Raw genomic sequence first — 5,864 nt, forward strand, 5'->3', positions numbered from 1 at the left:
TGGAGCTCTTTTTTTAAGAGGATATATGGACTTAGATTATCCGGAAGATAGATTTATTTGGAATAAAAAGGGTGCAATATCTGGAAATAATTTTAAAGAGATTCATTATTATGTCATTCCGAACAATGTAGTATTTCTGCCTAAAAAGGATTACAGAGTGGGATGGCTAAATGCTTTAGCGGGAAGAATCGAGGAAGATGATTCTCATGCTGGTGAAAAAAACTACATACATGTTGCATATAGTACTAAGTCCCCAAAGGATGAGCCGAACAAAATGACATTTGCTACTTGTCCAAGATGTCAAAAGATGCATTTAAAAGTAAGTGATTTCTCAACTAAAGGTAATGAACCATTCTTCCATTTGGTATCAGAACAGTTAATGATTCAGCCACCTGTTATTACGGATGAAGCCAAACTGGAATTGACACCAAATGCTGGAAGAAAAGTGTTATTGTTTTCAGATAGTAGACAGAGAGCGGCAACATTAGCTAAGGAATTAACATCTGTAGCGGATGAGGATGCGATGAGAAAAGCCTTAACGGTTGCTGCCAAGGAACTCGAAGAGTGGGCAGAAAAAAATGACAAAGCACCAAGTATGGATTTGTTATATGTGTCCTTCTTAAAAGTTGCATTGGATCATAGATTGAGATTCTTCTATGGTACGGATGAAGAAGATCTGCATAACCATCTTGAAGTAATGAGATCAACATTAGAGAGATATGCAAAACAGGCAAGGAGAGGAAGAAGATATAGCAAGATTGACTATAAAGAATTAAAAGATCAGAAATTTGCAACAGTACCAGATTTGTATTCAAGATATTTGCTAAAAATATTGTGTAGCAATTTCAGATCGTTTACAGATTTGGGATTGTGTTGGGTAGAACCTTGCAATTATATGCTTATTGACGAAGTATTAGATGAGATTGAAAATTCTAAAATCAATTTAGATGAAGAGCAATTTTTTGCATTATTTACAGCATGGGCAGCAGAAGTATTAACTGATAGTTATGCTTATGATTACGATATAAATCGTAATGTGCGAAGAAGTTTAACAAATGTACCTCGTTTTGGGATTGATCCGGAAGGAAAGTTACCAAATCGTTTTAAAAAGCTTTTAAATGATAATGGCATCAATGATGAGCAGCAAAAATTGCTTTATAAACAATTTGTCAAATTCGCACAAAAAGGAAGCGATGATAATGAGAATGTATATTTGAATCCACACGCAATTGCATTACGATTTGATGACAAAAGAGAATGGTATAAATGTCCAAGTTGTGGACGAGTTTTTCCGTATACTCTGTGGGGAAAATGTGCATGGTGTTGCGAAGGCGAGCCCAAGGTCATGACAGAAAACGAGTTCAAAGGCTTGGAATTTTGGAGACAACCTATTCTTGATGCTATCGAAGGAAAAAAAGATGCATTGATGACACGTATCAATACAGAGGAGCATACTGCACAGTTATCACATAAGGATCAGAGAATAGATATGTGGTCGACGACTGAGGAATATGAACTTAGGTTTCAAAATGTGTATATTGATGACAAAGGGCCAGTAGATGTTCTTAGTTGTACAACGACAATGGAGGTCGGTATCGATATTGGATCATTGACGGCTGTCGGATTGAGAAATATACCACCGATGCGTGAAAATTATCAACAGCGAGCTGGACGTGCCGGCCGAAGAGGATCAGCTATTTCAACTATTGTTACCTATACGGACAATGGTCCCCATGATAGTTATTATTTCAATAATCCTGAGAAAATTATTGCAGGAGATCCGAGATATCCATCAATAGATACTGATAATCGTAAACTCTTGTATAGACACCTTAATGTAATTTATTTTGCTGACTTTTTGCAGAGGTATAATGTTTCTGCAAATGACATAGGAATTATTGCTTTTTCAAAAGATTATGAGTTAGAATTCTTTGAGTATATTAAAACCAAAAATCTTTCAGAGGCTGAATTAAAAACATTAGTGCCAGAAGGGTTGAGGAGTTATGTCAAATCTCAAAAAGAAGAATTGATAACTGCAGTTGAGGCATTAACCCAAAAGGTTGTTGAATTTGAAGATGATTATTATGATTCGAACAATAATGAGAAAAAATTACTAGATGTTTTATTAGAAGAAGGTATTTTTCCTACATATTCATTCCCAAGAAATGTTGTCGGATTCAGCATAGAAAACAGCAAAGGCGACAAAGTTGAACAGGAACCTGACCGATCGCTGGATATGGCAATTAGTGAATATGCGCCTGGTCGTCTCATCGTTGTAAATAAAAAGACATATAAGTCGGGTGGAATTTATAGTTTTCACTCTAAATTTAGTGAAGATGGAAAAGAACATCCGGCAAGAAAATACTTTGAAAACAAAGAATATCATAAATGGATATTTTATTGCGAGAATCAATCATGTAACTGGGTTGGAGAAAAAGATCCAGGGAAAGTTTGCCCATTTTGTAGGCAGGAATCCATCAAATGCAAACAAATGGTGAAGCCGTGGGGATTTGCACCAATCGGTGGAACTAGTATTCGCGAGGCCGAAGCTGAGGCTGAAATGTCGTATGCAGAATTACCTAGTTATGCATCGCCTATTAGTGATGAACAAATGTTTAAAGAATCCCGGTTCGCACATATGCGTTACGGTAGACTTATGGATCAACCGTTAACTATAATGAATCAAGGGCCTGATAGCACAGGTTTTACAATTTGTGAAGATTGTGGAGCTGCAGTACCAGGGGATGATGAAATTGGTCTTCAAAAGATACCACAGCCTTATCGACATCCATATGGGCGTATGGTAAAGTGTTCGCATCCTAGTGATAGAATAACACATGCTTTTTTGGGACATCAATTTTTGACGGATATGATGCTGATTGAAATTGAATTGGATCCGAAAAACGTTAATACACGACAAGAAGAGTTGTGGATTGATAATGCTGCATTAAGTTTATCGGAGGCAATGGTCTTAGCAGCAGGGTCACTGCTTGATGTAGAGTTTAATGACCTAAAGGGTGGATATCGATTACGATATACAGATGATAGGGTATATGTCGATATCTTCTTATTTGATAGTCTTTCTAGTGGAGCAGGCTACAGTTCTATGCTTACTGATAAGATACCAGAATTAGTACAGGAAACTTACAAAGTATTGCAATGCAAGACTAATTGTACAACGGCATGTCACGATTGTTTAAAGCATTATTGGAATCAAAGAGTTCATAATAGATTAGATAGACATGCGGCAAAACAGTTACTTGATTGGTGTACGGCAGAACAACTTCCAACAGAAATACCATTTGATAAACAGTTGAGAATCGTTTCAGGAATAAAAGAAACCGCTCTATTGGATGCAGACTTTGTTATAAAGTCTTCGACTGAAAAGATGTGGATAGAAAAAGGAAATAAAAAAGTCGGATTGTATATTTATCCTGCAATGTGGACTAAAAATAATAGTAATATTCCACGTGGCTGTATTGCGATATCGGATAAAATGATTTTAAGTGCGATGCCATATGCGTATTCAAAGATACGAGATGGAATCTAAAAAAGGAAAGGGGGTAGCGGACTCCCTGCTTATGTTGTTTTATATACTTCGATGCAGGAACTGGCTTGGACAGACTAGCACTGATTGGGCAGGGAGTGTTTTAGATGGAAGGAATAATTGATTACTACAATCAGAATGCCAAAAACTTCATAGAGAATACCCGGAACGTGGACATGCATCTGACTCAGGATAAGTTTCTTCAACTCTTGGATCCCCAATCATTTATCCTTGATTTTGGCTGCGGTTCTGGTCGTGACACAAAATACTTCATGGAAAAGGGTTACCATGTAACCGCAACCGATGGCTCTGCAGAACTTTGCAGATTAGCCAGTGCTTTTACCGGTATAGAGGTAAAAGAAATGCTGTTTCAGGAACTTGATGATATTAATAAATATGATGGTATCTGGGCCTGTTCTTCTATCCTGCATTTGCCAAAAAAGGAATTATTTCCGGTTATTCGCAAGATGTGTGCTGCACTTAAGAGCGCAGGCGTAATCTATACCTCCTTCAAATATAGTGATTTCGAGGGGGAGAGAAATGGTCGCTATTTTACAGATTTTACAGAAGATACTTTTCGGGAATTCATTCAAGATATCCCGGAACTTATGATAGAAGATCATTGGATCACTGGGGATGTCAGACCGGGAAGGGGGGATGAGAAATGGCTCAATTTAATACTTCGCAAATCGGATATTCTCTAAATATTAACGGAGAATATCATAACACCCTGGATATTGAAAGCTTTTCTCAGATGATGAAGGACCCTTCCTACTGCTACAAATTCTACTGGCTGGAGGCAATTGTAGACCTTATTTCGGAAGGTATTCAGGATACAACCTTTGATACAATCATTGATGAGATGATTTGCAATGCCTGGTATTCGGTAAGGGAATTTCATATTCATCTTAGTGGAATACAGTCAGATGGGCTTGTAAGGGACGGATTGGAGCGAGCGATACTCACATTGACAGAACTGAGTGATTTGCCGGCGAATGCATCGAAAGTGGAAATTAAGAATGCGATTCGAGAGAATAATGAAGAATTGAAGAAAGCCAAGGAGCAGCTGACTAACATGGTTCCGGGACGTGCCTTGGCAGGATTTTTTTCGAAGAGTGCGGAGGAAGTTCCCTGGGGAAGTATCCGTAGGCTGACGGAGTACATCAAGCGGATCGATAGTACGGTAACTCGTTTGCCCTATACATTTGGTGATAGAAGTAGGCTTAAAAAGGAAGTTCATTTTAATTCGGAATGGATGAAGATGATCCAGGACAATACAGTAAATATTCTGGGTTGGATCCAGTATGAGAAAGTAAAATGGCTGCAGAATAATAATCCGGAAGTTCCGGGGCTTATTTACAAGCTAGCACCGATGGATGAGAAGATGCGTAAGCTGAATAATGTACGGAAACTTTGGGAAGGTATTTTGGATGTACATGAAGTACGTGACGTCTTTACCGGTAATCCGATTAATGTAAAGCAGTACGACGTGGATCATTTTATTCCGTGGTCCTTTGTCATGAACGATGAACTTTGGAATTTGATGCCGATGGATTCCTCACTGAATTCTTCGAAAAGTAATAAGCTTCCCCAATGGGATCCGTTTTTCCTAGTTTTTGCAGAGAATCAGTACAGCATGTATACACTAATCCATGAAAGAGAAGCGTTACATAAACGTTTCGAAGCCTGCTATAAGGATAATCTGCATTCTATCTGGGCGGGACAGGAGTTATACCGACCGGGAAATACGAAAGAAGAGTTTTATCATATTTTGCAGAAAAATATGCAACCGGTGTACGACTCGGCCAGACGACAGGGCTATGAAATTTGGAATGTATAAAGAATCAAAGAGGTGATATATCATGGCCACCATGGACCAGAAGCTCCGCACCTTATATTTGATGGATATCATGCTGGAGCGCACGGATGAAGAGCATCTTTTGAATGCTTCTCAGCTGTGCAGTATATTAGAAAATGAATATGGTATCTCCGCTGAACGCCGGACGATTTATTCCGAGATGGATATTCTGAAAAAATATGGTCTGGATGTAATTCAGAAGAAGGGAAAGAATCCAGGGTATTATGTCGGCTCCAGAGCATTTGAGCTTCCGGAGTTAAAGCTTTTGGTAGATGCTGTGCAGTCATCGAAGTTTATTACGGAGAAGAAATCCAAAGAATTGATAACGAAATTAGAGAAACTTTGTTGTAGGTCGGATGCTGCTATACTTTCCAAATATGTGTTCATCGTAAACCGTCCGAAGACAGAGAACGAGACGGTTTATTACAACGTGGATTACATTCATACTGCAATCTATGA

General features: G+C 38.4%; 3 protein-coding genes and 1 pseudogene. All 4 read left to right on the forward strand.

From position 1 onward, the window contains the following. Positions 1 to 25 precede the first annotated feature (25 nt). The gene (locus tag WMO25_RS13800) at positions 26 to 3,550 is read left to right on the forward strand and encodes a DUF1998 domain-containing protein (RefSeq protein WP_349085781.1); all 3,525 of its coding nucleotides are present in this window, start codon (positions 26 to 28) and stop codon (positions 3,548 to 3,550) included. A 104-nt stretch (positions 3,551 to 3,654) separates the two neighbouring features. After that, entirely contained in the window at positions 3,655 to 4,251 is a 597-nt protein-coding gene (locus tag WMO25_RS13805; protein WP_235232829.1) for a class I SAM-dependent methyltransferase, read from the forward strand. Further along, positions 4,212 to 5,387, forward strand: a complete 1,176-nt coding sequence (locus tag WMO25_RS13810) for an HNH endonuclease domain-containing protein (RefSeq protein WP_235232830.1) — start codon at positions 4,212 to 4,214, stop codon at positions 5,385 to 5,387. Before WMO25_RS13805 ends, WMO25_RS13810 begins: the two co-directional genes overlap by 40 nt. Positions 5,388 to 5,409: 22 nt before the next feature. Beyond that, positions 5,410 to 5,864: pseudogene (locus WMO25_RS13815) on the forward strand (WYL domain-containing protein); the annotation flags it as partial.

Origin of the sequence: Coprococcus intestinihominis, assembly GCF_040096555.1 — a bacterium.
GTDB lineage: Bacteria > Bacillota > Clostridia > Lachnospirales > Lachnospiraceae > Coprococcus_A > Coprococcus_A intestinihominis.

Coding starts and splice junctions, on each gene's coding strand:
- WMO25_RS13800 (WP_349085781.1), top strand. CDS start 26: ATGGACTTAGATTATCCGGAAGATAGATTTATTTGGAATAAAAAGGGT.
- WMO25_RS13805 (WP_235232829.1), top strand. CDS start 3,655: ATGGAAGGAATAATTGATTACTACAATCAGAATGCCAAAAACTTCATA.
- WMO25_RS13810 (WP_235232830.1), top strand. CDS start 4,212: ATGGCTCAATTTAATACTTCGCAAATCGGATATTCTCTAAATATTAAC.